At 53.4% G+C, this 24549-nt stretch carries 20 protein-coding genes; 2 read left to right on the top strand and 18 right to left on the bottom strand.

Going from position 1 to position 24549, the window contains the following annotated elements; all coding sequences use genetic code 11:
• Positions 1–633 precede the first annotated feature (633 nt).
• On the bottom strand, positions 634–1635 hold the full coding sequence (locus GQA94_RS11025; protein WP_158188064.1) for a DctP family TRAP transporter solute-binding subunit: 1002 nt from the start codon (positions 1633–1635) through the stop codon (positions 634–636).
• 147 nt (positions 1636–1782) lie between these two features.
• Positions 1783–2682: a LysR family transcriptional regulator gene (locus tag GQA94_RS11020; protein WP_158188063.1), complete on the bottom strand. Its 900-nt coding sequence runs from the start codon at positions 2680–2682 to the stop codon at positions 1783–1785.
• 178 nt (positions 2683–2860) lie between these two features.
• Here GQA94_RS11020 and GQA94_RS11015 point away from each other — a divergent pair, with 178 nt between their 5' ends.
• Both GQA94_RS11015 and GQA94_RS11010 read left to right on the top strand, forming a co-directional pair.
• On the top strand, positions 2861–4063 hold the full coding sequence (locus GQA94_RS11015) for a CaiB/BaiF CoA transferase family protein (protein WP_158188062.1): 1203 nt from the start codon (positions 2861–2863) through the stop codon (positions 4061–4063).
• A 206-nt stretch (positions 4064–4269) separates the two neighbouring features.
• On the top strand, positions 4270–5208 hold the full coding sequence (locus GQA94_RS11010) for a hydroxymethylglutaryl-CoA lyase (protein ID WP_158188061.1): 939 nt from the start codon (positions 4270–4272) through the stop codon (positions 5206–5208).
• Between the two features lie 475 nt (positions 5209–5683).
• Here the strand turns inward: GQA94_RS11010 and GQA94_RS11005 are convergent, their stop codons facing one another.
• The 16 genes from GQA94_RS11005 to GQA94_RS10930 form a co-directional block, all read right to left on the bottom strand.
• Positions 5684–7696, bottom strand: coding sequence for a polysaccharide biosynthesis protein (locus GQA94_RS11005; protein WP_158188060.1), 2013 nt, complete (start codon positions 7694–7696; stop codon positions 5684–5686).
• A 25-nt stretch (positions 7697–7721) separates the two neighbouring features.
• Entirely contained in the window at positions 7722–8906 is a 1185-nt protein-coding gene (locus tag GQA94_RS11000) for a DegT/DnrJ/EryC1/StrS family aminotransferase (protein ID WP_158188059.1), read from the bottom strand.
• Positions 8907–8914: 8 nt separating this feature from the next.
• Entirely contained in the window at positions 8915–9535 is a 621-nt protein-coding gene (locus GQA94_RS10995; RefSeq protein WP_158188058.1) for an acetyltransferase, read from the bottom strand.
• Positions 9535–10125 carry a sugar transferase gene (locus GQA94_RS10990; RefSeq protein WP_158188057.1) on the bottom strand — a complete coding sequence of 197 codons (591 nt, stop codon included), beginning with the start codon at positions 10123–10125 and terminating at the stop codon, positions 9535–9537. Before GQA94_RS10990 ends, GQA94_RS10995 begins: the two co-directional genes overlap by 1 nt.
• The gene (locus tag GQA94_RS10985) at positions 10122–11270 is read right to left on the bottom strand and encodes a glycosyltransferase family 4 protein (protein WP_158188056.1); all 1149 of its coding nucleotides are present in this window, start codon (positions 11268–11270) and stop codon (positions 10122–10124) included. The genes GQA94_RS10990 and GQA94_RS10985 overlap by 4 nt, the downstream gene beginning before the upstream one ends.
• Entirely contained in the window at positions 11270–12271 is a 1002-nt protein-coding gene (locus GQA94_RS10980) for a glycosyltransferase (protein ID WP_158188055.1), read from the bottom strand. The genes GQA94_RS10985 and GQA94_RS10980 overlap by 1 nt, the downstream gene beginning before the upstream one ends.
• A gap of 113 nt (positions 12272–12384) precedes the next feature.
• Positions 12385–13269, bottom strand: a complete 885-nt coding sequence (locus GQA94_RS10975) for a glycosyltransferase family 2 protein (protein WP_199270036.1) — start codon at positions 13267–13269, stop codon at positions 12385–12387.
• Complete coding sequence (wzy, locus tag GQA94_RS10970) at positions 13269–14573, bottom strand: O-antigen polysaccharide polymerase Wzy (RefSeq protein ID WP_158188053.1); 1305 nt, start codon at positions 14571–14573, stop codon at positions 13269–13271. The genes GQA94_RS10975 and wzy overlap by 1 nt, the downstream gene beginning before the upstream one ends.
• Before the next feature lie 125 nt (positions 14574–14698).
• Positions 14699–16117, bottom strand: a complete 1419-nt coding sequence (locus GQA94_RS10965) for a lipopolysaccharide biosynthesis protein (protein WP_158188052.1) — start codon at positions 16115–16117, stop codon at positions 14699–14701.
• Positions 16104–17321 (bottom strand): glycosyltransferase, encoded by a 1218-nt coding sequence (locus GQA94_RS10960; protein ID WP_158188051.1) that lies wholly within the window; start codon positions 17319–17321, stop codon positions 16104–16106. Before GQA94_RS10960 ends, GQA94_RS10965 begins: the two co-directional genes overlap by 14 nt.
• Positions 17311–18396 carry a DegT/DnrJ/EryC1/StrS family aminotransferase gene (locus GQA94_RS10955; protein ID WP_158188050.1) on the bottom strand — a complete coding sequence of 362 codons (1086 nt, stop codon included), beginning with the start codon at positions 18394–18396 and terminating at the stop codon, positions 17311–17313. The genes GQA94_RS10960 and GQA94_RS10955 overlap by 11 nt, the downstream gene beginning before the upstream one ends.
• Positions 18393–18980, bottom strand: coding sequence for a UDP-2-acetamido-3-amino-2,3-dideoxy-D-glucuronate N-acetyltransferase (gene wbpD, locus GQA94_RS10950; RefSeq protein ID WP_158188049.1), 588 nt, complete (start codon positions 18978–18980; stop codon positions 18393–18395). The genes GQA94_RS10955 and wbpD overlap by 4 nt, the downstream gene beginning before the upstream one ends.
• Before the next feature lie 49 nt (positions 18981–19029).
• On the bottom strand, positions 19030–19977 hold the full coding sequence (gene wbpB / locus GQA94_RS10945; RefSeq protein ID WP_158188048.1) for a UDP-N-acetyl-2-amino-2-deoxy-D-glucuronate oxidase: 948 nt from the start codon (positions 19975–19977) through the stop codon (positions 19030–19032).
• A gap of 62 nt (positions 19978–20039) precedes the next feature.
• Positions 20040–21353 carry a UDP-N-acetyl-D-glucosamine 6-dehydrogenase gene (gene wbpA / locus GQA94_RS10940; protein ID WP_158188047.1) on the bottom strand — a complete coding sequence of 438 codons (1314 nt, stop codon included), beginning with the start codon at positions 21351–21353 and terminating at the stop codon, positions 20040–20042.
• 145 nt (positions 21354–21498) lie between these two features.
• Positions 21499–23046, bottom strand: coding sequence for an MBL fold metallo-hydrolase (locus GQA94_RS10935; protein WP_158188046.1), 1548 nt, complete (start codon positions 23044–23046; stop codon positions 21499–21501).
• 130 nt (positions 23047–23176) lie between these two features.
• Positions 23177–24460 (bottom strand): Wzz/FepE/Etk N-terminal domain-containing protein, encoded by a 1284-nt coding sequence (locus GQA94_RS10930; RefSeq protein WP_158188045.1) that lies wholly within the window; start codon positions 24458–24460, stop codon positions 23177–23179.
• Between the last annotated feature and the right edge of the window lie 89 nt (positions 24461–24549).

The following is a 24549-nucleotide window of genomic DNA, read 5'->3' as shown; positions in this document are numbered from 1 at the left end:
GGAGCCGGCGGAAAGTCCCTTCGCCGCGAGGCGCGCCTCCCACAAGCAAGAATGGTGTGGAGGCTCGGGTCTGTCGGGGAAACGCTGCGCCCGCTTTTGTGGGAGGCCCGCCCTCGGGGCGAATCGCCTCGGCGGGGAGCCGGCGGAAAGTCCCTTCGCCGCGAGGCGCGCCTCCCACAAAAAAAAGCGGCGAGGCTCGGCTTTGTTGGGGCTCCCAGAAAAAAGCGGTGCGAGGCTCGGGTCTATTGGGGAAACGCTGCGTCCGCTTTTGTGGGAGGCCCGCCCTCGGGGCGAATCGCTGGGCCGTGGAGTCGGTGCAAAGTCCTTTTCGCCGCGAGGCGCGCCTCCCACAAGAAAGAATGGTGCGAGGGCTCGGCTTTGTTGGCTCTCACAGAAAAGCGGTGCGAGGGTTCGGGTCTATTGGGGAAACGCTGCGCCCGCTTTTGTGGGAGGCCCGCCCTCGGGGCGAATCGCTTGGCCGCGGAGCCGGCGGAAAGTCCCCTTCGCCGCGAGGCGCGCCTCCCACAAAAAAAAGCGGCGAGGCTCGGGTCTGTTGGGTCCGTTGGGGCTCCCACAAAAAAGCGGTGCGAGGCGCGCCTCGCACAACAAGCGAACCGTCAGGCAGCGCCGAACCTATTGTGTCTGGTTCGCCGCTTCGGCCGCCTTGATCAGATCGGGCCCGATTTCCGCCTCGAACTTCTTCCAGGCCGGACGAACCGCGTCGCGCCAGGCGCTGCGCTGCTCTTCGGTCAGCACCAGGATTTCGCTCTTGCCGGTATCGATGATGTTCTGCTTGGCCTTATCGTTCAGCGCCTCAGCCTGGCGGTTCACCTCGGTGGTGACTTCATCGATGATCTGCTCGAGTTCGCTACGCACCGGGGCTGGCAAGCCGTTCCAGAACTGCGTGTTGGTGATCAGCAGGTAATTACCGATGCCATGATTGGATTCGGTCATGTACTGCTGCACTTCGTAGTACTTCTGGCTGTAGATGTTCGACCACGGGTTGTCCTGAGCGTTGACCACGCCGGTTTGCAGTCCCTGGTAGATTTCGGCAAACGCCATTTTACGCGGCACTGCACGCAAGGCCGTGTACTGGGCGGCTTGCAGGTCCGACGGCTGTACGCGGAATTTCAGCCCGCGCGCATCGCTCGGTTCGCGCAACGGCTTGTTGGCCGTGAACTGACGCATGCCATTGAGCCAATAGGCCAGCCCGGTGATGCCCTTGTCTTCCATCGACTTGAGCATGGACTTGCCCTGCTCGGACTGCTGGAAGCGCTGCGCCGCCGCCATGTCATCGAAAAGGAACATCATGTCGAATAACTGCAGTTGCTTGGTGTACTGCTCCAGTTTCGACGGTGCAGGCGCCAGCATCTGCACCTGGTTCAGCAACAGCGCTTCCATTTCCTTGCCATCACCGTACAGCGAGGAGTTGGCGTAAACCTGCACCTCGACCTGGTCCGCCAGGCGCTCCTCGACCAGCTTCTTGAACATCAGGGCGCCCTGCCCCTTGGGTGTGCTGTCAGCGGTGATATGGGAAAACTTGATCAGGATCGGATCGGCCGCCTGGGCGGCGAACACGCTGAACAGGGCCGAAGCGGCAAGCAGATGAGTGATACCACGGGTAAGTCGTGCCATGGAGAAGCTCCGTTTTGTAGTTGTGTGAGCCATGTAGCTGGCTCGACTCTACTCCGGCGCCGTTTCTCACTGACATTCATATTTGAGCAAGCGAGGCTTCGTTGCTCGCGAAGGCCTGGACGAAACCATGCGGTCTACAGGCTGTTTTCACCGATTGCCTTCGCGAGCCGTGAGGTGCTCCAGCAACTGCCGCGCCGTGACAGAAAGGCTTTCAAGGTTGCGCACGCCGATCTTCAGTTCGCGTCGCGCCCACGGATCGGTGAGCGGGACGATCGCAACATCCAGCGCCGGCAGATAGTTGCGCACCACTTGCTCGGGTAATACCCCGATACCCATGCCGGTGTGGATCATCCGGCAGATCGCCTCGAAGCTGCGCACCTGAATCCGCAATCGCAAGGACGTGCCCATTTGCTGCGCCGATTGGTGCAGCAGTACATGCAACGACGCGTCCTGCTGCAGACCGATGAAATCGAAACCGGCGGCGTCGCGCAGGGCGATCCGCTTGAGCGACGCCAGGGGATGCTCACGGGGCGTGACGAGCACAAGCGTGTCTTCGCGATAACCGAACACCTGCAGATCGTCGGCCGGCATGTGCCCGGCGAAAATACCAATGTCGGTCAGCCCCTCCCGCAGCGCACGCAGCGTATCGTTGCTGACGCGCTCTTCCAGATCGATCTTCACCTCGGGGTGCAGGCGCGCGAAGGCGCTCAAATCTTCAGGCAGGAACTCGATGACCGCCGAGGTGTTGGCATGGATACGTACATGCCCTTTCACACCTTGGCTGAACTCGCTGAGATCGGCGTCCATCTGCTGCAGGCCATCGAGCAGATTGCGTGCGTGGTGCAACAGCGCATGGCCGGCGGGCGTGAGTTCAACGCCCTTGGGCTGACGGTACAGCAGGCTGACGCCGAGCTGCCCCTCCAGGTCGCTGATGCGCTTGCTGACCGCCGCGAGTGCCAGGTGCTCGCGCTCGGCGGCACGGGTCAGGCTGCGCTCATCGGCAACGGCCACGAAGAGGCGCAGGGTAACGAAATCGACACGCCGCATGGTTGGCTCTCGTATTCGCAAGTGACGAAGCGCCAACGATAAACCGGGCCGCACAGAAAGACATCCGCGAATTGCCTTCGTGGCTGACGAAACCAGCCTTGGCTATTCGGCAATTGTCCGTTGCGCGGCGCTCGGTCATCCTCCTCACATGAGTCGACCCGGCACAGGTGTTGTTGTGATGAACGAGAAGAATGAAAACAGCTTGCCGTTGCAAGGCCTCAAGGTCATCGAAATGGGACAGCTGATCGCCGGCCCCTTCGCCAGCAAGATGCTCGGCGAATTCGGTGCCGAGGTCATCAAGATCGAGCCCCCGCACGTCGGCGATCCGCTGCGCAAGTGGCGCAAGCTCAAGGACGGCACCTCGCTCTGGTGGCACGTGCAATCACGCAACAAGCAGTCCGTGACGCTGGACCTGAAGTCCGCCGAAGGCCAGCAGATCGTCCGCCAGCTGGTCGCCGAAGCCGACGTGCTGGTGGAAAACTTTCGCCCGGGCACGCTCGAGGAATGGGGGCTGGGCTGGGATGAGCTGTCCAGGCTCAATCCGCGCCTGATCATGCTGCGCATTTCCGGTTACGGCCAGACCGGCCCTTATCGTGATCTGCCCGGTTTCGGCGTGATCGGCGAAGCCATGGGCGGTTTGCGCCACCTCTCCGGGTATCCGGGCCAGCCGCCGGTACGGGTGGGCGTGAGCATCGGGGATTCGCTGTCCTCGCTCTATGGGGTCATCGGCGTGCTGCTCGCGTTGCAGGAGCGCAACCGCAGTGGCCAGGGCCAGGAAATCGACGTCGCGCTCTATGAGTCGGTGTTCGCCATGATGGAAAGCCTGGTGCCCGAATATGATGCCTTCGGCTATGTTCGCGAGCCGGCCGGCAGCGCCCTGCCCGGCATCACGCCTTCCAATTCCTACCTGTGCAACGACGGCGCATACGTGCTGATCGCCGGCAATGGCGACAGCATCTACAAGCGGCTGATGATGCTCATGGGGCGCCAGGATCTGGCCGACGACCCGCGTTTCGCGCATAACGACGGTCGCTCCCAACAGGCTGAACTGATCGACAAGGCCATTGGCGAATGGACGGCACGGCACAGCCGAGACGAAGTCATCGAGGCGCTGAAAGAAGCGCGAGTGCCGGCCGGCTACCCCTACACCGCCGCCGACATCGTCAAGGACCCGCACTACCTGGCACGTCAGATGATCGAGCAGGTCGACACCTTCGCCGGACCGCTCAAGGTGCCGGGCGTGCTCCCCAAACTCAGCCGCACCCCGGGCCGCATCGGTGCCGGCGGCCCCCAGTTGGGCGAACACACCGAAGACGTATTGGCCGGCCTTGGCCTGACCGAAGAACAGGTTTGTGGATTGCGCGAACGGGGCATCATCTGAACAGCCCATTCGCCGCGAGGCGCGCCTCCCAGCAAAAAGACAAAGCGGTGCGGCGGTGGATTCAGGCGTTTCAGACGACAGACTTGGCGCTGTGGGAGGCCCGCCCTCGGGGCGAAGCGGGGATCGGCTGAACAGCCATTCGCCGCGAGACGCGCCTCCCAGCAAAAAGACAACAACGCGGCGCTTGGCTGCGAACGGAGAGAATCATGAGCAAACGCCTCTACATCCAGGACGTCGCGACCCGCGACGGCTTCCAGATCGAACCCAACTTCATCCCGACCGAGGACAAGATCGCTCTGATCGACCGCCTGTCCGAAACCGGTTTGGCGAAAATAGAAGTGACCTCCTTCACCTCGCCAAAAGCGATCCCGAACCTGCGCGACGCCGAAGAAGTCATGCGTGGCATTCGCCGGGTGCCGGGTGTCGAGTACACCGTGCTGGTTCCCAACGTGAAGGGATGCGAGCGCGCCCTCGCCTGTGGGGTGGACGAGATCAATCTGGTCATGTCCGCCAGCGACACCCATGGCATGGCCAACCTGCGGATGACACCCGAGCAATCGCTGGTTCAGTTCCGCGAGATCATCGAAGCCACCCGTAGCAGTGGCGTATTCGTCAACGCCTCGCTATCGACGACCTTCGGTTGCCCCTTCGAAGGCGAGGTCCCCGAACGGCGCGTGCATGAGCTGGTGCAGCGTCTCCTGGAAATCGGCGTACAGGGCATCACGCTCTGCGATACCACTGGCATGGCCGACCCAGCGCAGGTCGAGCGCATCTGCCACGAAGCGATCGCCCGGTGGCCCGAGGCGGTGTTCACTGCCCATTTCCATAACACCCGCGGGATGGGGCTGGCCAACGCCCTGGCAGCACTCAACGCGGGCATCGACCGCTTCGACGCCTCCCTTGGTGGCCTCGGCGGCTGTCCCTATGCCCCTGGCGCCAGCGGCAATATCTGCACCGAGGACCTGGTGCACATGTTCCAGCGCATGGGCATGGATACCGGCGTCGATCTGGACAAACTGCTGGAATGTGCCGCCCGCCTACCCGAGCTGGTTGGCCATGACGTACCGGGGGCCGTACTCAAAGCCGGAAAATCCGACCGCCGCTACCCAAAACCCAAATGGATGCAGGCGGACCCGACCCAATAAGCAGGCTGGGTCAAAGCAAACCAGACACTCCGCTTAGTACCCCACCACCCTGTGGGAGGCGCGCCCTCGCGGCGAACGCAGGCCGCAGGCCTGCCCAAAAGGCCAAAGCCTTCGCCCCGAGGCGGGCCTCCCACACCGGAGCAAGATCAAAACCGGATCAACTCAAGAACCAGACACGCCCGCCTAGCACCCCACTACCTGTGGGAGGCGCGCCCTCGCGGCGAATGCAGGCAACGCCTGCCAGCAAAGCCAAAGCCTTCGCCCCGAGGCGGGCCTCCCACACCGGAGCAAGATCAAACCCGGATCAACTCAAAAACCAGACACGCCCGCTTAGCACCCCACCACCCCGTGGGAGGCGCGCCCTCGCGGCGAATGCAGGCAACGCCTGCCAGCAAAGCCAAAGCCTTCGCCCCGAGGCGGGCCTCCCACACCGGAGTAAGATCAAACCCCCTCGCGGCGAATGCGGGTCCCACCGCTACTCGGTCGGGCCCATCCGCCGCTGCTGATAGATCAGGTCGACGATTTCCCCTTCCGGTACATAGCCACTGACCACTTCTCGCAGCAGCACCCGAACCTGAGGGTAATCGTCCTGCTCGACCGCCTTGAGCAGCTTCGTCAGCACACCGCGCAGCACATCCCAGGTGAAATACTCCTCGTCGGCCCGCATGATCATCGGGTGCTCGGTGGGGCTCACGTTGTCGCCGATCAGCAGCTCTTCGTACAGCTTTTCCCCCGGACGCAAGCCCGTGAACTCGACGGCAATGTCCCCGTGCGGGCACTTTTCAGAGCGCACGCTCAAGCCGGACAGATGAATCAGCTTTTCAGCCAGCTCGGCGATGCGTACCGGCTGCCCCATGTCGAGCACGAACACATCACCGCCCTGCCCCATGGACCCAGCCTGGATGACCAGTTGCGCGGCCTCCGGGATGGTCATGAAATAACGGGTGATCTTCGGGTGGGTCACCGTAACCGGCCCACCGCTGCGGATCTGCTGATAGAAGCGCGGAATGACCGACCCGGACGAACCCAGCACATTGCCGAACCGCACCATGGTGAAACGGGTCTTGTTGACGTGATGCACCGCCCCGTCGGCATTGAACAGCACGGGCGCGGTCTCTCGGCTCAGCGCCTGCAGAATCATTTCCGCAACCCGTTTGGTACTGCCCATCACATTGGTGGGCCGAACAGCCTTGTCGGTGGAGATCAGCACGAAGTTGGCTACGCCCGCCTGCACGGCGGCCTGGGCTGTGTTCATCGTGCCCAGCACATTGTTCAACACGCCTTCGGCGACGTTGTGCTCCACCATCGGCACATGCTTGTAGGCCGCCGCGTGATAGATCGTTTCCACCTGCCAGGTGCGCATCACATCCAGCAGCCGCTCAGGGTTGCGAATGGACCCCAGGATCGGCACCAGCTTGATCGGCAGCGAGGCGCGTTCGATCGTCCGCTCCAGCTCGATATGAATGCTGTAGAGATTGAATTCGCTGTGCTCGAACAGCAGTAACGCCTTGGGTTTGTTCGAAAGAATCTGCCGGCACAACTCCGAACCAATCGAACCACCCGCGCCGGTCACCATGACCACCTTGCCGCGAATGCACCGTTCGAACAGCGCCTGCTGCGGCGGCACGGCGTCGCGCCCGAGCAGGTCGGCAATGTCCACTTCCTGGATGTCCTCGACCTTTACCCGCCCACTCGCCAGGTCCATGAAGCCCGGCACACTGCGTACGTGCAGCGGATAGTGCTCCAGCATCTCCAACACCTCGCGCCGCCGCGCACGCGACGCCGAAGGGATGGCCAGCAGAATTTCATCGCTGCCCGTCTCGTCGATCATCTGCTGGATATGCTTGGGCGAATAAACGCGCAGCCCCGCGATGGAACGATTGAACAGATTCGGGTCATCATCGATAAAGGCGACCGGGCGCATGCCTCGCCCCAAGCGCAACGCCGCCACCAGTTGATTGCCAGCGGCACCGGCACCGTACACCGCCACCTTCGGCAGGCTCGCATCACGCCCCTTGAACTTGGTGAGCGAATCCGGGGAAAACCAGTCGCCCATGAAGTACTGGCGCATCACCAACCGCAACCCACCGATCAAAACCAGGCTCAACCACCAATAGTTGAACACCATCGAGCGCGGGATGACCTTTGGTGCATCAGTGCGCCAATACACCGCCAACGAAAGCAGCAACGCCGAGAGCGTCACGGCCTTGGCGATCGCCATCAACGCATCGTTGCCGAAGTAACGCATCACCGCGCGGTACATGCCGAAGCGGACGAAAAACGGGACGGCGATAAGCGGAGCGATGCCGAACAGCCAGGCATGACCGCCAAGCGGCTCGATATTTCGCGCATCGCCCAAACGAACCACGAACGCCAACCAGAGTGCGACCCAAACGAGCACCACGTCAGTTGCAACCTGAATGAGTCGTTTATAACGCCGCGGCAACGACACCAATCCAGCTCGTAGTTTTTCAGCAAGTCTTAGCACACCAACCTCACGTCCGACTGAGCAATCAAACAACCTTGTTCGTAGCGGCCACCATCACCTGCTTGAGCACAGAACAGGTTTTGTCAATCTCGGCTGCGGTCAGCGTTGGGTGCACCAAAAACATCAAGCTAGTCTCACCCAACTCGCGGGCAACCTCCATACGTTCAGCAGGGCGCCAACCCGTGCCGTCAAACGCTTTCTCCAGATACACCTCGGAACACGATCCGGATAAGCATGGAATGCCCTTAGATGCTACTTCCTCAAGGATCCGATCCCTGCTCCAACCCATGGCCAGTTCGTCGGGCTCAACGAATACATAACATTTGTAGCCTGCGTGAACGAGATCTTGAGGCGCCTCAGGTACACGTAGCCCCGGTAGCGCCTTGGCAGTGCTCCAGATACGCCCGCAATTGGCCAAGCGCGCAGCGTGCCAGTCAGCCATCCGGCGCAGCTGAATACGACCTATGACCGCCTGTGTTTCCATCATTCGCCAATTGGTGCCAAAGCTCTCATGGAGCCAACGGAAGCCCGGCGCATGTTCGCGCTCATAGACAGCCTCCCAGCTTTTTCCGTGATCCTTTATTGACCACATTTTCGACCACAGGACACGGTCATTGGTTGTGACCATCCCACCTTCGCCACCTGTGGTCATGATCTTGTCCTGGCAGAACGACCAAGCGCCGACATGGCCAATGGAGCCCACCGACCGTCCCTTGTACCGTGCGCCATGAGCCTGCGCACAATCCTCGATCACCTTCAGGCCGTGCTCGTCGGCTAGCGCCATGATCGGGTCCATGTCACAAGGCCAACCGGCCAGATGCACGCAGATCACCGCGCGCGTTCGTGGTGTGAGCACCGCACGGATCGTTTCAGCAGTGATGTTCTGCGAGTCTCGATCAACCTCCGCAAACACCGGAACCGCACCCGCGTTAACGATGCTGGAAACCGAGGCAAGGAATGTGCGCGGTGTAACGACAACCTCGTCACCCGTCCCAATACCTAACGCCTGCAGTGCCACGTCCAGCGCAACAGTACCGTTGGCCATGGCGATGGCAAACTCGGTACCAGCCCATGATGCAAATTCCTTCTCGAATTCACGACATTCCCGTCCGGTCCAATAGTTGACCTTATTAGAAAGGATGACGTCGCGGACCGAGTTGGCTTCTTCTTCGGTGAAGCTCGGCCAGGGAGCGAACGGAGTGTTAAGCATAAAAAGTATTACCTCAGTCTTCTCGCCGGCACACCGACGACCGTCACGTCATTAGGAATATTGCTGACAACTGCCGAGCCCGCCCCCACAACCACATTACGCCCAATAGATATCTGCTGGCGCACGCTAGCACCGATCCCTATCCAGCTTTCGTCCCCTATACAGACGCCCCCGGCAAGCCGAGCACCTGGACTGATATGCACAGCGCTACCTAACACACAATCATGATCGACACTGCATCCAGTATTGAGAATGACGCCTCGCTTTATATTCACTCCCGCATTGACTACCACACCAGCCAACACGACTGTGCCCTCAGCAACTTCGGCGTAACGGCTAACAGTGGCAGAGGGATGAATCAGCGTCGCTAAACGACCACCCGCCAACTCCAGTTCATGCAATTTTGCGGAGCGTGTTCGGTTGCTTCCGATAGCAACCAGCACCCCATCAAAATCCGCCAGTCGCTCCATGAGAGCAGCCGTATTACCCACAACCGGCCAAACTCCATTGTTTTGCAACTCAGGCCACGCATCGTCGAAAAAAACGATAGTTTCCCAACCACAGCACTCAGCGGTATCCGCAACGACCCGTCCATGACCGCTGGCGCCCAAAACCGCAAGCATCTTCATCATTTGCGACCTGTAAACTTTGGCATTGTCGCCTCACCAGCCGCACTGATGCCATCCCGGACGATAACTTTCTTGATTGTCCGAAAGATGATCTTCAAATCAAGCCATAACGACTGGTTGTCGACATACCAGACATCCAGCTTGAACTTTTCTTCCCAGCTCAGCGCGTTACGGCCGTTAATTTGCGCCCAGCCAGTAACGCCTGGACGCACCTCATGCCTTCTAAACTGCTCAGGGCTATAAAGCGGCAAATACTCCATCAGCAGCGGGCGAGGCCCCACCAGGCTCATATCACCTTTGAGAACGTTCCAAAGTTCGGGTAATTCGTCAAGGCTACTGGAGCGAAGGAAGCTACCAAACGGCGTCATGCGCTCAGAGTCCGGCAATGGATTACCCGCTGCATCCAGCGCATCACGCATGGTCCGAAACTTGATCATCTCAAATGGCTTCCCATTGAGCCCAGGCCGAAGTTGACGAAATAAAACAGGGGAACCTAGTCTATGCCGTACCTGCCACGCAATGGCTAATATTACTGGACCAAAGAACACAAGCGCAACACTAGAAGCAAGTATATCCAATATGCGTTTCATAGCTCTATTTGCTCTTTATAAAAGCCAAGCATACGATTCCAGTGAGCACGTCGCTCAAATTTATTTTCTATAATGTTACGAGCAAAAGCCCCCATGTGCTCCCTTATATTCCGCGGAGTATTAATAGCGACCTGCATAGCTTCAGCCAAAGCCACTATATCTTTCGGAGGAATGAGCCAACCGTTTTTAAAAGACTCAATAACCTCATTACATCCGCTTATGTCTGAAGCAATAACTGGAAGTTCCATCGCCCCCGCCTGTAAGATAACATTCGGAAATCCCTCGCGATAGCTAGGTAAAACTAAAATATCGGCCAAATACAATATTGGCCGAACGTCAACCTGGAACCCAAGCATATGGATGCGCTTATCAGCTTCTATGATCCTGAGCGTCTCACTTGAAACTGGCGCGCTTTCATCCAACCCACCCACAATAATCAACCTAGCATTATCAGGCTGACTGGCAAAAGCCTTAACCAGCTCTGCTACGCCCTTATCCTTGTTCAATCGCCCTACATAGCAAAAAACAAAATCACTTGATGAAATATTTAACGCATTACGCATAACATTCGCGGCAGAACTAACACCTACGGCGCCCCTATTAAAATAGCCTACATCCACCCCTGCTATATTTCCATTACCGATAACATTCAACTCTTTATTCGTAACAGCGAACTTTACGAGATCTTTTTTCACGCCGTTGCTCTCAGGCACGATCTTCGTAGCGCAGCTACAAATAAGTCGATCAATACTAATAAGGATCCGCTGACTAATCCCCACCCTTGTAGGAAATATTAAGCCGGTAAATGTATGCACCCTAGTGGGAACCGAACATAACCTAGCTGCTAGCATGGAAATCAAACCAGCCTTAGGAGTATAAGAATGAACCACATCAGGCCGCAAACGCCTTATTAACAAAATCATCAATAGCAGCGAGTGAACATCACGAAATGGGCTTATTCCTCTTTTCATGAGTAACGGATATACCGGAACCCCCTCACAACTCTTAAGCTGCTCAAATCCTTGTGTTGGGGAGGTAGCTAAAGAAACTGAAAAATGTTTATTGAGGAAGCCAGACTGGCCATCTAATATTGTCAAAAAGGTTTCAGGAACAGTTGTGACAATAAGAAGCTTTTTATCATCCATTACAAATCGCCCCCATGACTGTCTGAGCCAAGAGCGGAGAAACCCCTTTCCAACGCTGCCTGAGGATCATTATATATTTCCAACCAGTCATATAGGATCGCGTCTAAGCTGTATTTTTCGATGATCCTCTTTCGAGCTTTAGCTCCGAGAGCAATAGCCTGCTCTTCGGTAAGCGAAAGAGCCAGCGTCAAAGCTTCACCAAGCTTTTCAGCGTTTCCTGGGGGGACAAGATAGCCAGCATTACCGACTACCTCTGCAACCCCTCCACAGTCAGTCGCAACAACAACCCTTTCGGTTGCCATTGCCTCCGCCACGACTAACCCAAAGCCTTCCCAGGCTGATGAAAGAACGAAAATATCAGCTGCATTCATCAACTGAGGAATATCGTGTCGGACGCCCAAAAATTGAACATTTCCGGTCAAATTTAACTTATCGGATAACGTTAACAATTTTTGCTCAAGGTGCCCCCCTCCTACAATCCATAAACAGACGTCTTTTTCCGTCCTTAAAACAAAAGAAAAAGCATCCAAGAGAGTCGGGTAATCCTTTTCCTCAAATAATCGACCTACCGCAATCAGAAGCCTCTTATCTGAAACTGAATATTCGTTTCTTAGTCTATCGCGCGCCTCAAGATCAACTACAAATCTTGATACATCAACACCGTTTAGAACTGGAATCATGCGACCTTCTCGTACCGCATTTCTTCGTTCAAATTCTTTAACAGCGTTGACACTTACATTCGTTGAAATATCTGCAAGCGAATCTGTTAGCTTATAGGCTAACATATTACATAGGTCCTGAAAGGGATTCAGACCCGCCTTGCTTAAGGCATAATCAACAGGGATAGCACCTAGCTGCTCGACTAAAGCTTTCGTCTCCGCAGTATAATCAATAGCAAAACAATAAACCTCATATCCACTCGCAACCATATATCTTATGAAATCTTTACGAAATATCAAAAGACCGGGAGAGCAATTTTGCGAGATCAAAGCGAGTTTCATATATAATGCCAAGACATATCAGACCCTTTTCTACACCATAAATTCTTAGCGCGAAGATCAAAATTAAAGAAGCAACTCCAGACAAATCCAGCCCAATTACAATCGTCCCTCAGCTAGTTTCCAGCGGTCCATTTTTGCATACGCATATGTATCCAATGCAACAAGGGAGACGCATAGACTAGAGCTCTTATCCGATCAAGCAATGCCACATTTTTAAAAAACAAAATACTTATTAACGACCTATTAGCTCTTAGGGTTTCCAAAGCAGCAAGCCTAGCCAAACACTCTCGCTCTTGGTCAGGCAAAAAACAACGATATTTCTCCAAAAAAACGCTGTATACGATTGACCTCGTAGATATCATCCTATTTTTTTCATTAAAACTTACATTTCTTTTTAGAGAATTATTCTCATGCAATCGATACAACAAAGCCACAACAGGAACATGCACAATCCTTACATCGCTGTTATATTTAACATGACAATTTATCCACATATCCTCATTACTAAGGACGGGAGGAATTGGAAATATTAAATCAGCAAATCGCCTATTAAACGCAATTGTGCCCCCAGACAAAGAGCCAAGCTCTGATTTTTTTGGCACGACCATACCGTTTAAATAAGCGACCTTTGAAAAGGTTTTATACTTACTCAAGCTTATAGAAGCTTCGTTCGCCATAATTACAGGCTCAATCCGAAGATGTAGAGTTTCTTCAACTAGCTTATCGTCGCCAGCAAGAAGAATTATCACTGCCCCACATGATTTCTGATAAGCATAGTTAAACGCGTTATTCTTTCCTTTTTTATCATTCTTATAACACTTTAGAAAGCTATATTTTTTTTGAAGCTCAACCATTAAACCCCAAGTATCATCGGTTGAACAATCGTCAACACAAATTACCTCTAAAGATAAATCTTTTGTTTGCCTTGCAACGCTTTCAACCGCCTCTGACAAATATAACTTTTCATTATAAACGGGCATCAATATGGAGACTTGCATCATTCCTCCGAAAATCTAAATCTAATAAACCTTAAGCAGCTATTCAAACCGAAAAATAGAGTATAAAAAACGCCAAAATAAAACGCCAACGGAATAACATTGGAAAACTGGCTCCGAGGTAAGATAACCAAAGAAGATATTAAACAAGCGCAAAGCCCAAGGAAAAATGGACGTTCAAAAGACTTAACATCTATCAATCTTAGCAAGTAACCAAAGCCCATTGACAACGCGACGAATAAAATCAAATTACCGAAAGACCATACATAGAATGTACTTGGCAAACTCCACCCCAAGCCTTGCCCCTTGATATACATCTCAGGATTTAGAGTATAAGCTAAATAGTCTGCATAACTTACATCTTGCATCTTTAAGTCAAAAAATAGCGAACCAACCTTCGATATTCCAGGGAAAAAGCTCTGTAACAAGGCAAAAATAGGGTAATCCGAGATATTCATTGAAACATCAAAAACCATTAGAGAGATGCCCTGATTGTATAAAAAACCAGATACAAAAGTAAAAAAACCTTGATCAACTTCTACTCCCAAATTTCTGGCGCTTAACGATCCCAAAAAAACCATGCTGATGAAGCACAAAAAAAGAAGACCAAAAACAGCAACCCAACTTAGACGGCTTCTAACCCCATACGCCCAGACAAGAGCAAGCAAAGCCATTACAAAACCACTTCTTTGGCCTGCCAGCAACGAAAGCACGCCCACAATAGCTAAGGAAATAATCATTATGGTTTTTTCCCGCTTCAACGAATAACTATAGCTAATTCCAAATATTACATAAAACAAAGTGGAATAAAACTTACCACCGGAATAAGCTTCACCCTGAAAAGAGTACAACGACAAATAACCTTCACTCGATACTAACCTGTACTCCAAATATCCCGTATATATATTAACGGCACAAATAACTAAGGTAAGAACAAGAAAAACCGGGGAGAGGAATCTACTTAACTTAGGAACACTATGGGGTTTGGCGAATTTGGAATGATCGCATCCACTAGCCAAAAGCACCCCATAAAAAAAAGAGAACAAAAAAATTAGAACCATAAAAGTTAGCCGTGCCGAATCAGTTTCATCTAGCTGATAATCGGCAAAGTAATCAACCACAAATATATCCACCTCAGGGGAGAGGAGGAAAGCAATATATCGCCCATATATAAAGACGACCAAAGAAATAAAAAACAATATTGTGACGGACGCCGCGCGATACCCAGACATAACAAAAGTTAAAAAGACGTATGCAAGAGACAGAAAGACAACATATGAAAGATGACGAACCTCCATATATTGCATGACAGCGCCTGCATTTGTATACAATACGCATAGCAAAACCAACACAAAAGGCGCCAGCATTAAAGTCTTATAGTCTTTTATATACAATTCCACCCCCGACAACTTGAACTTTATAAAAAAACGGGTCAGCCATTATGCGCTCCATGCCTTATATACCTTAAAGCCAAGACAATAGATGGGCGGAAGATAAATCCGCCACTCACCAAAATGGCTAACCAGATAGCGACAGTAGCACTTGCATTTTGCATAACCAAGCTACCCAATGTGGCTAGCAGCATGTAAAGCAGTACAAGATAGCTTTTAAACCTAGGGATTTTACGCCAAACCAAGCGCGAAAATTCTGTTCTTAATACATAAAAGACGCTAAAAGCAACAGCGGTGGATATTGCCGCACCTGCCGCTCCCATGCTCGGTACAAGAAGATAGTTTCCGAGGACATTCATTAGCATCGCACCTATTGATGCCAGCATAGAAAAGCTGGTTCTACGGGCTATTGTTATACCAATCGCTGTAGTTTCTGAAAGCGTATATAACAACGGGCCTAACAAACAAGCCGTTATTAAAAATTGGGTTGCCGAATATTCCTTTGGAAGAAAAAATGGTAGCAACCAAGAAAAGCAGCCTGACAAAACGATAATAAAGAAGATTGCTGCCAGCAAATGCTCGGATATATCGTCAATCTTATCTATCTGAACTTGATCGTCTTCGCCGATCCATTTAAATACCATAGGGGCCCAAATGGTGTTAAAAACTCCTGACAATACCGTAGCGACGCCAGCGACACTCATAGCAACGGAATAAACACCCAACTCCGCAAATGTCGCCATACCGCGAAGGAACAGCTTATCCATAAACGTCAAACCCCAGGATGCAAGCCCTCCAATAATTAATGGAAAACCAAAAGCCATATGCTTTCGCAAAAGACTCTTATCTATTTTAGTAAAAATAGAGGAGCGCCACTCTTCTCGGGTATTCCATCCAAAAACAACAAAAACCACTAAAACAGACAGCACATGTGCTGCTATTAACGAATAGATATCTTTATCCGTACCCATCCAGACAAAGCTTAAAATCAAAAGGAGGAATAACATTTTAGAAAGCAGTTGACTCATTGAATAAGCCAGCGCACGCTCTTGCATTCTTAAAATTAACGATAGGAAACGTATTACAAACGCGAGCATAAAACATGCAAGGCTAATCATTCCCAAAAAAACACTATCTATACCATAAAGTAGTTCGGATATTAGTTCAGGCCTTATAGCAATCAAAAGGATAATAACCAACCCCAATGAAACAAGACCCGGCAAAAACGTTATTTTAAATAGCTGCGGCTTATTTTTGATCTCGTGATATTCTCGAACATAGGCCTGATCCAATCCGAGGCAGAAAAGCAGCACGGCGAGGCTAGCTACCAATTGCAACATGGAAATACGACCTACGTCGTCTACTGAATAAAACCAAGTAATTATGGGCAGGGTAATCAGGCCTATCACAGCAGAACTAATCGGCCCCATAGCATAAGCAATGATTTTATTTTTTGTCATCTTGGTCTTCGGGCAATAGCAATGCTTCTTGATAAATTCTTCCTAACCTTTGGATAACGCTTTCTTCACTATAATTAATCTCGCAGTATTTTCTTATACGCCGCGCAACGAACTGGTCTTTTCTTTCAAATAAACTAATCATCGCTTGCGACAACTTGTTAACAGAATTCTTCTCAACAAGAAAACCGACTTCTGCCGTAACTATAGATTCCGGCCCGCCACAACGTGTAGCGATAACGGGTTTGCCCAGCGCTAAAGCTTCAGCAAGTACAACCCCAAATGTTTCATATTCACTGGACAGAACGAAAGCGTTTGCTTTTGAGACCCGATATAGTACTTCATGACGCTGCAACATTCCGAGAAAGCTTACTTGATCGGCAATCCCCTCCTGCTCGGCTAACTTCTTTAGCTCCGGAAGGCAGGGGCCGTCTCCGCCAATTTCAAGCTTAATGTTCTTGTTTTTTTTAAACGATTTTGAAAAAGCTCTGATTAAAATATCAACTTTTTTCTTTTCTGTTAAAAAACATACGTTTATAAACTTGAAATCAGACGAAGTTTCCTCGTTCATTGGGCTTGCTAAGAAGTCATCCGCTACAATATTGGGAACAGACACCCATTCAGAGTGCGCCAACTCACGTTCTAGCAAGCTTTTAAACTCATTACTAACTGCTATGTTTTTTTTCGATACTTCTACAATCTTCCCCAAGTCTTTTTTTGTCCTAGCGCCAACAAGATTTCTAGCAAAGGCCGTACTATGTTCAGTAACCACATATGGGACATTGTACTTTTTATGAATTGCGTATGCTAGAAAACCCGCGTTTATCAGCGAGTGCACGTGCAAGATGTCAGGACAGCCATTTTCCTGCACGTACTTGTCAAATAGTTTAAGCCCTGCGTTGACATATTTTCTTTTATTTATGGAATGTACTCTTGGAGTATAGTTCAGGAAGCGCCATCGATACGTTTTAACACCCCCATCGTCGCTGCACTCGAAACCATACTTAACTGTTATCGCTTCTTTCCACTTCCATAACGGCTGTACCTGCGGATAAATAACACCAACTTGATAGCCTCTTTTGCTCAACGACAGAGCTTGCTCTCTGAAAAAGCTCCCGTTGATATCTCCAATGCAGGAGGGATACCATGAAGGCAGCACAAGAACGTGAGTTCGTTTGTTGGAGTGACGATCTTCCCTAGGCTCCATGTAGCGCTCCGACCACCATTTGGATATCTGCTTCTTCGATATAGGGATGCATAGGCAGGCTAATCACCTGTTCCGCCACCCCGTCCCCTACCGGCAAACGTGCATTACCATCAGCTACAGCAGGCTGTTTGTTCAACGGCGTCGGATAATGCACTGCGGTGGGAACACCGGCGTGTTTCAACTGCTTCTGAACTTGATCACGGTTTTCAACCCGAACGGTGTATTGCGCCCACGCAGAAAGATTATGCGACTCGACAAATGGGGTGCTCGTGATACCGGCTCCGTTCAACAGTTCGGTATAGCGTTGGGCTACGCGATTACGAAGTTCGATTTCTTCTGCAAATATTTCCAGCTTCGGTAGCAGAACGGCCGCTTGCAACGTATCTAGCCGGCTATTCACACCCACCCGAATGTGGTGGTAGCGACGATCCTGACCATGCCGGGCGATTTGGCGGATAACTTTTGCCAATTCTTCATCGTTTGTAAAGATGGCGCCACCGTCGCCATAGCAGCCGAGCGGCTTGCTGGGAAAGAAGCTGGTACAGGCGATAGTCGTCAAATTGCAGGAGCGTTTGCCCTTATAGCTGGCACCAAAGCTCTGCGCAGCGTCTTCGATAACCGGAATACCGTATCTTTTTGCGATGGCGTTGATTGCATCAAAGTCCGCACATTGACCATACAGCGATACTGGAATAATCGCTTTGGTACGCGGCGTAATAGCGGCTTCCAGCAGTTGCGGGTCAAGGTTGTAGGTTCGTGGCTCAATATCCACATACACCGGCTTCGCGCCCAGCAAGGCTACGGTTTCAGCGGTAGCAATGTAGGTAAAGCCAGGCGTGATGACTTCATCCCCCGGCCCAATTCCATACGCCATTTGAACAATTTGCAACGCATCGGTGCCGTTGGCGCACGTAATGCAATATTTAGCGCCAACGAAAGCTGCCAGCCTTTCTTCCAGCTCCGCGACCTCCGGGCCAAGAATATATTGGCCGTGGGCAAGCACCTGCTGGATACCTGCGTCGATCTTATCCTTGATGCGTGCTTGCTGAGTCTTAAGGTCGATGAATTCAATCATGGCTGCGCATCCACTTTGGTCACTGTGTTGCCACTCAATACATAACGAGCACCGGTATGCGGACACGTAACCTGTCCTTCACCCTGAACTGGCAGTGCAAGTTGCTCACCAAACTCACTCATCCAACCGATCTGCCGCGCGGGTACTCCAACCATGAGCGCATAGGCAGGCACATCTTTATTGATCACCGCTCCCGCGCCAACAAAAGCGAAGGCGCCAATTGTCGCACCGCATACGATTGTGCAATTGGCACCGAGCGTGGCGCCCTTTTTCACTAAGGTGTCGCGGTATTGATCTTTACGCTCAACTAATGAGCGTGGGTTGTAGACATTGGTAAAGACCATGCTGGGACCACAGAACACGCCCTCTTCGAGCGTCACGTTGTCGTAGACGGACACATTGTTCTGTATCTTGCAGTTGTCACCAATGAGAACTTTATTGCCCACGAATACGTTCTGGCCAAGGGAGACACCCTTGCCGATACGTGCGCCAGCACATATGTGTACGAAATGCCAAACGCGGGACCCTTCGCCAATTTGTGCGCCATCATCGACAATCGCGCTAGGGTGCTGGTAATAGGCCATGGGGGTGTCCTGTATAAAATAAGATGGGCAGCAAGCTGGCCTATGTCGTTCAGACCAAGCGAGCCAGGAACGGGTGCCCCTCTGCATTCTGAGCGCTCACGACAGCCGCAGAGCGGATGGTATTTACCGTCTCCACACAATGACGTGCATCTTCGATACCGTAACCACGGCCTGCTAGGATTTCCTCATAGCTGGTGGTATGCAGATCGGTAAAGCCTTCGGAGAACTCCATTTCTTCACCATTTACCGTAATGGAGCGATAGGTCGGCTTCTTGCCTTTTACCGAGTCGGGAAGGTCATTGGCATCAATGGAAAGGAACCAGCGAACGCGTGCCTTTTCATATTCCAGATAACCCGCCGCTTTGTATTCCGAAACAAAGTGCACGACATTGCGTTGTAGCTTGCCGAAGATGAAGTGCAGCATGTCGTAGAAGTGCACGCCAATATTAGTCGCCACACCAAAGGATTTCCGCGGATCGCCTTTCCAGCTCTCCATGTACCACTTGCCACGCGAAGTGATATAGGTAAGGTCTACGTCGTACTTGTGCTCTGAATGTTCGAGGGCCACTTTGTCTTTCAGGTTGAGAATAGCCTGGTGGTGACGCAATTGCAGAATGTTGTAAAGGCGCTTACCGGTTTCCCGCTCGACCAACGCGAGTTCGTCCAGACTCTCCGGTGTAGGCACCAGCGGCTTTTCACAAATCACGTCGCAACCCAAGCGCAGGCCAGCAACGATGTGCGCCTGGTGCAGGTAATTTGGCGAGCAAACCGAGACATAATGAAGCGCGGTCGATGGGTCACGCTTGAGGCGGTAGGCATGCTCCTGGAAGCGCTCAAACTCGGTAAAAAACTCGCTCTGCGGCGAGATGCTGTCGATGATGCCGACCGAGTCGTTGATATCGTAGGCAGAGACCAATACGTTGCCGGTGTCTTTGATAGCGCGCATATGGCGGGGAGCGATATAACCGGCAGCGCCGATCAGGGCAAAATTTTTCATCGGGGTCCTTAACGCATCAAAACCCGACTGGAATACCAGCCGGGTCATGTTTAGATATTGGTTCAAGCCTTGATGATGTGCGAAGCCGGGGTGCGGTACTTGCCACGACTATCAACGATCAACTTGGCATGCTGCTTGATTAAGTTGTAATCGAACTTGTCATGGTCAGTAGCCAATATCACTGCATCGAAACGGGCAATGTTCTCGGCAGTCAACGCTTCGCTATTCAGCTTGAAGTTGTGTTCACGCATTTTGGGGAAGACCGGAACGTGCGGATCGCTGTAGGCGACAACGCCACCTTTGGCTTCGATTAGCTCCATGATTTCCACAGAAGGCGACTCGCGCATATCGTCTACGTTTTTCTTGTAGGCGATGCCTAGAACGAGCACGTTGCTCCCCTTCAGCGCCTTACCGCTATTGTTCAAACCGTCCATCAGTTTGCTGAGTACGTACTCAGGCATGGCTTGGTTGACTTCGCCAGACAGTTCGATAAAACGGGTATGCAGACCGTACTCACGGGCTTTCCAAGTGAGATAGAACGGGTCGATAGGAATGCAGTGACCGCCCAAGCCAGGGCCTGGGTAATAGGCGGTAAAACCGAAGGGCTTGGTCGCAGCGGCGTCGACTACCTCGAAGATATCGATGCCCATGCGGTCAGCGACAACCTTCATTTCGTTTACCAGACCGATGTTTACGGCGCGATGGATGTTTTCCAGCAGCTTGGTCATTTCCGCCGCTTTAGTTGAGCTGACGGATATCACTTGATCGATGGCTTGCTCATACAACGCGACGCCCACGTCCAGGCAGGAAGGTGTATGGCCGCCAATGACTTTTGGAATCGTGCGGGTTTCAAAGTTGGGGTTGCCCGGATCTTCGCGCTCGGGCGAATAGACGAGGAAGATGTTCTCACCGACAACCAGACCGCCTTCCTGCACTCGCGGCAGCAGCTCTTCTTCGGTGGTGCCGGGATAGGTGGTGCTCTCCAGCGAAACGACTTGGCCAGCCCGCAGGTACGGCTTGAGTGCGTCCGTGGTATTGATCACGAAGCTCATATCCGGCTCGCGATATTTGTTCAGCGGTGTCGGTACGCAGAGAATCAAGGCATCGCATTCACTGGCACGCTGGAAATCAGCGGTGGCTTCAAAGCCGCTCTGCCGAGCCGTGGCGATTTTTTCGCCGGGGATGTGCTCGATATAGCTTTCACCTGCGTTGAGCTTGGCGACCTTATCCTGGTCAATATCGATACCCAGCACACGATAACCGATGGCGTTATATCGCAGCATAAGCGGAAGACCGACATAGCCGAGGCCCACGATACCGATCAAGGCTTCCTTGCTTTTGAACTTCGCTACGCTGGCCAGTTTTTGCTGGGACATCAATGAACACTCCAGTTGCAATATAGGTAATTGATTCCGCATTAATCGGAAATCTAAGCAGGTAAGCGTCTCATCCGGTATAACAATTCGCAGAGCTTACCTCTGCGAACCCCCACTCCATTATTCAGTGATCGGAGAGCGCGGATTATCGGAGCACGGGTGCTGTCCTCCCATGCCGCTTATATCGAACGCCTAACTGCTTGGCCAACTCTCTCCTCGCCCCCTCCTCCCCATGCACCACCCGTATCTCGGTCGGCCACTGATGCATGCCGGTTACGAATTCTACCAACCCTTTCTGGTCCGCATGGGCCGAATAGCCTCCGATGCTCGTAATCCCGGCGCGAATGTCGATGCGCTCGCCGTCGAGGTCGACGTAGCCGCCTTTCGGTCCGTAGGTCTGGATTGCATGGCCGGGCGTGCCTTTCGCCTGGTAACCGACGAACAGAACGTTGTGCCGCTTATCGCCGAGCATGGCCTTCAGGTAATTGACGATGCGACCGCCGCTGCACATACCACCACCAGCGATAACGATGGCGGGTCGAGCAGTCTGGGCCAAGTGGTTGACGATGCGCTGGTGGTCGCCGTGGCTGTCGATTGTGATCAATTGTTCGAAGGCCAACGGGCGGCGCCCGGATTCGACTCGCTCGCGTGCCTCCTGGTTCCAGAACGGCTCAAGGGTCCGATAGGCGTCCGTGAATCGGCTCGCGAGGGGCGAGTCGAGGATGACTGGCAGTTCCGGCCAGTTGGTTTCGGTGTGGGGCGTTTCTCCCCTCACCCCTGCCCTTTCCCCTCGGGGATGCTGTAGATGGTCGGAGCGGGCATTGCCGTTCAGGGTCGTTTGCCCCGTATTCGCCCGGTCCCCGGAGGCATCAGGGGACTGGGTGGCGCCGAGGCTTTGTTTGTTCTGGATGATGTCTTCCAGCTCGTAGAGCAGTTCCTGGGTGCGGCCGATGCTGAATGCCGGGATCAGTACGGTGCCCTGATCACGCAGCGCCTGCTCGATGACGGCTTCGAGACGCTGCCGACGGCTCTGGCGGTCTTCATGGAGGCGGTCGCCATAGGTGCTTTCGAGCACGAGGATATCGGCGCGTTCGGGCGGCTGCGGCGGCATCAGGAAGGGGGCGTGGGGTGCGCCCAGATCGCCGGAAAAGACGACGCGCTTGCTTTCGTTCTGCTGCGGGTAGTTCAGGTCGACTTCTATATAGGCAGAGCCGAGGATATGGCCCGCGCGCTGCAACCGGATGCGGGCCACCAGCTCGTCGCTGTCGTGCAGCGTGAACCAGTGCTGGTAAGGCAAGGCAATGAGCCGACTTTCGATGCGCTCGATGTAGCGTTCAACCTGTGCATGGTCGCGACTGATGCTAAGTTTGAATGCATCCTCAAGCACGATGGGCAGCAGCTTTGCCGAAGGCTCGCTACACAGTATCGGCCCGTCGAAACCCGCCGCGAGCAGATAAGGGATGCGACCGACATGGTCGATGTGAACGTGCGTCACGATGAGCGCTTTGACGGTGTCGAGCGCGAACTCGATGGCGAGGCGATCCGCCGCCGAGCCACCTGGCAGCGTGGCGTCGTTACCCTGGAACAGACCGCAGTCGATCAGTACGCTGGCCGAGGCGTTCATGTGCAGCTGGTGGCAGGAGGCGGTCACGCCATCCTTGGCACCATGGTGTTCGATGATCGGATAGCGCATGGTTATTCCTTTAACGATGTCACCCACGCACTCGCGGCAATCCAGACACGAGCCACTGAAAAAATAAAGCAGGGATTCTACCGACTTTCGACGGCGCTGAGTTATCAGCCATCTTTCGACGGATCGATGGTCAGTTCGCTGCGACGGGACGACGCAGATTGCGCACCAGTGCGATGAACAGCCCGAGCATGCCACCGAGAATGAGGGCAAGCACGACGATCAGTGCCTTCTTGGGCTTGATCGGGCGGCTCGGTTCGACAGCGCTCTGGTCGACCGAGACCAGCCTGAGCGCATCCGTGTCGATCTGCAGTGCGCGCAGCCGCGCCGCTTCCTCACGCCATCCGGCGAGGTCTTTAAGGAACAGGTCCTCATTTTCGCGGCTGTTAAGCACTTCTATCTGGCGGTTGTGCTCCAGCAATTTGAGTTCTCTGGCGATCTGCGCGATGCGCGGCTCGGTGAAATCATCGGAGCGGCGTGCCAACAGTGCCTTACGTTCGGCCTCCAGCGCATCGCTACCCATGAAGTACAACGGGATTTGCTGGTTGTTGACCTCGGTGCGGATCACGCTGCCTTGAGCGGTGATTTCGGACGCTCCCAGCGAGGAAGGTGTCGTGGGCTTGCTGATGCCCAACGATGTTGCAATACGGATCGCCTCGTTCAATTGATTGATGCGATTGTCGCGACGGGTTTTCAATTGCTGGCGCAGGGCAGCGAGTTCATCGTTCAGCTGCGCGCGCTTGAGTGCATCCGCTTCACTGAGTTTGGCGATCTTGATTTCTTTGGACGCTTCATAGCTGGCGCGAGCAGCGGCCATGTTCTTGTCCAGTTGGCTAAGCCGGTTGTCAATCAGCGTGTCGAGGTCGCCTGCGATTTGCTGCCGCACATTGTTGAGCGAATACTGGACCAATCCGTTGACGATTTGCACGCCGTCGAGGTCCTGCGGATAGGTCAGCTGAATGCCAACGAAGGGTGTAGTGCCCTCGGCTTTCTTGGCGTCGGGCTGCAGCAGTTTGAACGCCTTATCATTAAAGCCTTCGAAGGTTTGCTCCAGGCTCTGACCGGGCTTGGCCAGATCCCCAAACAGCGGCTGGTTGTCGCGGAAGAAGCTGAGCCGATTTTCATATGAATCCAGCGCGGCACCGACCTGAGCCAATGCTTGCTTGGGCGACAGCTTGTAGATCCCCAAGTGGTTGAGCTCATCGAGGTCTTTGATCGCTGCTGGCCGTAGGACGCTTTGGACGGTGTAGTAACGAGGCGCGAGCAATGCGTAGACAAGACCGATGAGTCCAGCCAGGGCGGTCACACCGGCGATCAGCGCTTTTTGCTTCCAGAGTGCGCCAATCAATTGAACCAGGTCGACCTCGCCCTCGGCGATGGTTGGGCGTAGGTGTTGCGGTGTGGTTATAGCGTTCATGTCGAATTCCGTCTCGTCGGTTACAGCACAGGCGTCAATGCCAAGAGGCGCAACGACACCATATCCCTGGAATTGTTCCGTACAAATTT

This window comes from Stutzerimonas stutzeri, assembly GCF_009789555.1.
Classification (GTDB): Bacteria; Pseudomonadota; Gammaproteobacteria; order Pseudomonadales; family Pseudomonadaceae; genus Stutzerimonas; species Stutzerimonas stutzeri_R.
Note: the sequence above shows the minus strand (reverse complement) of the source record. Positions and strands in the feature narration are given on the sequence as shown.

Excerpts from the sequence above, each read along its gene's own strand:
- GQA94_RS10995 (WP_158188058.1), bottom strand. The coding sequence starts at position 9,535 with ATGAAGATGCTTGCGGTTTTGGGCGCCAGCGGTCATGGACGGGTCGTT.
- wbpD (WP_158188049.1), bottom strand. The coding sequence starts at position 18,980 with ATGGCCTATTACCAGCACCCTAGCGCGATTGTCGATGATGGCGCACAA.
- wzy (WP_158188053.1), bottom strand. The coding sequence starts at position 14,573 with ATGCAATATATGGAGGTTCGTCATCTTTCATATGTTGTCTTTCTGTCT.
- GQA94_RS10965 (WP_158188052.1), bottom strand. The coding sequence starts at position 16,117 with ATGACAAAAAATAAAATCATTGCTTATGCTATGGGGCCGATTAGTTCT.
- GQA94_RS10960 (WP_158188051.1), bottom strand. The coding sequence starts at position 17,321 with ATGGAGCCTAGGGAAGATCGTCACTCCAACAAACGAACTCACGTTCTT.
- GQA94_RS10980 (WP_158188055.1), bottom strand. The coding sequence starts at position 12,271 with ATGAAACTCGCTTTGATCTCGCAAAATTGCTCTCCCGGTCTTTTGATA.
- wbpA (WP_158188047.1), bottom strand. The coding sequence starts at position 21,353 with ATGTCCCAGCAAAAACTGGCCAGCGTAGCGAAGTTCAAAAGCAAGGAA.
- GQA94_RS10985 (WP_158188056.1), bottom strand. The coding sequence starts at position 11,270 with ATGGATGATAAAAAGCTTCTTATTGTCACAACTGTTCCTGAAACCTTT.
- GQA94_RS11010 (WP_158188061.1), top strand. The coding sequence starts at position 4,270 with ATGAGCAAACGCCTCTACATCCAGGACGTCGCGACCCGCGACGGCTTC.
- GQA94_RS10955 (WP_158188050.1), bottom strand. The coding sequence starts at position 18,396 with ATGATTGAATTCATCGACCTTAAGACTCAGCAAGCACGCATCAAGGAT.
- wbpB (WP_158188048.1), bottom strand. The coding sequence starts at position 19,977 with ATGAAAAATTTTGCCCTGATCGGCGCTGCCGGTTATATCGCTCCCCGC.
- GQA94_RS11025 (WP_158188064.1), bottom strand. The coding sequence starts at position 1,635 with ATGGCACGACTTACCCGTGGTATCACTCATCTGCTTGCCGCTTCGGCC.
- GQA94_RS10930 (WP_158188045.1), bottom strand. The coding sequence starts at position 24,460 with ATGAACGCTATAACCACACCGCAACACCTACGCCCAACCATCGCCGAG.
- GQA94_RS11020 (WP_158188063.1), bottom strand. The coding sequence starts at position 2,682 with ATGCGGCGTGTCGATTTCGTTACCCTGCGCCTCTTCGTGGCCGTTGCC.
- GQA94_RS10975 (WP_199270036.1), bottom strand. The coding sequence starts at position 13,269 with ATGCAAGTCTCCATATTGATGCCCGTTTATAATGAAAAGTTATATTTG.
- GQA94_RS11000 (WP_158188059.1), bottom strand. The coding sequence starts at position 8,906 with ATGCTTAACACTCCGTTCGCTCCCTGGCCGAGCTTCACCGAAGAAGAA.
- GQA94_RS10990 (WP_158188057.1), bottom strand. The coding sequence starts at position 10,125 with ATGAAACGCATATTGGATATACTTGCTTCTAGTGTTGCGCTTGTGTTC.
- GQA94_RS10935 (WP_158188046.1), bottom strand. The coding sequence starts at position 23,046 with ATGCGCTATCCGATCATCGAACACCATGGTGCCAAGGATGGCGTGACC.
- GQA94_RS11015 (WP_158188062.1), top strand. The coding sequence starts at position 2,861 with ATGAACGAGAAGAATGAAAACAGCTTGCCGTTGCAAGGCCTCAAGGTC.